The following is a 1,554-nucleotide window of genomic DNA, read 5'->3' on the forward strand; positions in this document are numbered from 1 at the left end:
TCAGGTCACGGGAAGTCATCGGTTCAGCGGATTTTCGAAACAGGCCGGGAAAGAACATCAGGCCTCCTTACCGGGTTTGTGGCTGAGCAGGCGGGAAACCAGATACGACCAGCCAAGACACAGACCCCCCGCGACAATAAACCCCGCGGCGGGCAGCAGCAGCCACGCCCCGTAAGACAACAGGCCGCCCCCTGCCAGCCCGACCAGCGGGGCAGCAATCATTAACAGTTTCATAAAATCACCTCAGAGTGAGCGCAGACCCCGGCTCATTAACACATCGGACAGGCTTTCCTGTTGCTCACCCCCGTTCACCAGTAACCGGCTCAGGGCGGTAAACAGGGCAACGGGACCGTCAATTTTGGCTTCCGGTGTGGATTTATTGGGAAAGATATTGTCGTTTTTGTCCGGTTTGACGGTGACGTTACTCATCATCCAGTCCATCACCGGATGGCGGTTATGGTGGAATTTGCCGCTGTATACCGCCGCTTCCAGTGATTTCATGGCTTCGGACAGATTACGCACGGTTTGCGCCACTTCCACCAGTGGCACGCCGTCTTCCGCCAGCGCCAGACTGAACTGGACTGCACTCCACGGGTCAAAACCCAGTTCTTTCAGGTTGTCACCGGTAATCCAAATCAGCAGCTCTTCTTTTATTTGCGCATGATCCACCACTTCGCCATCCGTCAGGGTCAATACGCCCAGCTCATCCCACTTGCGGTAAAGTTCCGCCATCTGTCGTGAACAGCGTTCCAGTCGGCCTTCCGGCAGCCAGAATTTAAAGTCAGCATGGACATGACCGTTGTTTGCCTGCCACACTTTCACCGCCGCACAGATATCAATCTTGTTCGCCAAGTCCACGCCGACCCACATCGGGTAGGTTTTCAGCTCATGCGGGGGTGCCAGCGGTTCGCAGTCGTCCCATTTCAGCATGTCCATCCACGCCGATTCGGCTGTTACCCACAGATTCATGTGCTTGGTGAAAAAATTGTGCCGCGCTGACACTTGCTCTTTGGCTTTTTTCGCCAGCCGCCGCAGGTCATCCCAGCGCTTGCAGATACCTAATCCGGGGTTCGCTTTCTGCCACACCGTCTCATCAAACGGATCATCGTCTTTATCCAGCGTGTAGATCAGGGCGAAAAAAGTATCATCAGGGGGCACCTGACCACGCAGGACCTTAACGGCATAATCACGCAGTTCGTAACAAATCCCTTCTTTATTAAAGCCGGCGGTGGTAATGCCAAACAACAACGACTGCAAACGCGCCCCCGTGGCCGTTTCCAGTACATCCCACACATCACGGGTTTTATGGGCGTGCAGCTCATCAACAATACCGCAATGGATATTGAGACCATCCAGATTGTTAGCATCACTGGACAGTGGCTCAAACTTGGACGCGGATTGCTCCTGATAAATGGTCAGCTTATTAAACTCAAACAGGCGACCTAACGTGGATCTGGCCTGCTTGATCATGTTTTTCGCATCTTCAAACACAATGCGGGCCTGATCACGGGTGGTCGCGGCCGAATAAACTTCCGCCCCGCCCTCGCTATCAGC

General features: G+C 54.3%; 2 protein-coding genes. Both read right to left on the bottom strand.

All coding sequences use genetic code 11. From position 1 onward, the window contains the following. Positions 1–57: 57 nt before the first annotated feature. Positions 58–234: a hypothetical protein gene (locus ABLA76_RS15705; protein ID WP_273546648.1), complete on the bottom strand. Its 177-nt coding sequence runs from the start codon at positions 232–234 to the stop codon at positions 58–60. A gap of 9 nt (positions 235–243) precedes the next feature. Beyond that, the coding region (locus ABLA76_RS15710) for a terminase TerL endonuclease subunit (RefSeq protein ID WP_348988631.1) at positions 244–1,554 on the bottom strand (1,311 nt) is incomplete at its 5' end.

Source organism: Xenorhabdus sp. SGI240, from assembly GCF_040081915.1.
In the GTDB taxonomy this organism is placed as follows: Bacteria; Pseudomonadota; Gammaproteobacteria; order Enterobacterales; family Enterobacteriaceae; genus Xenorhabdus; species Xenorhabdus bakwenae.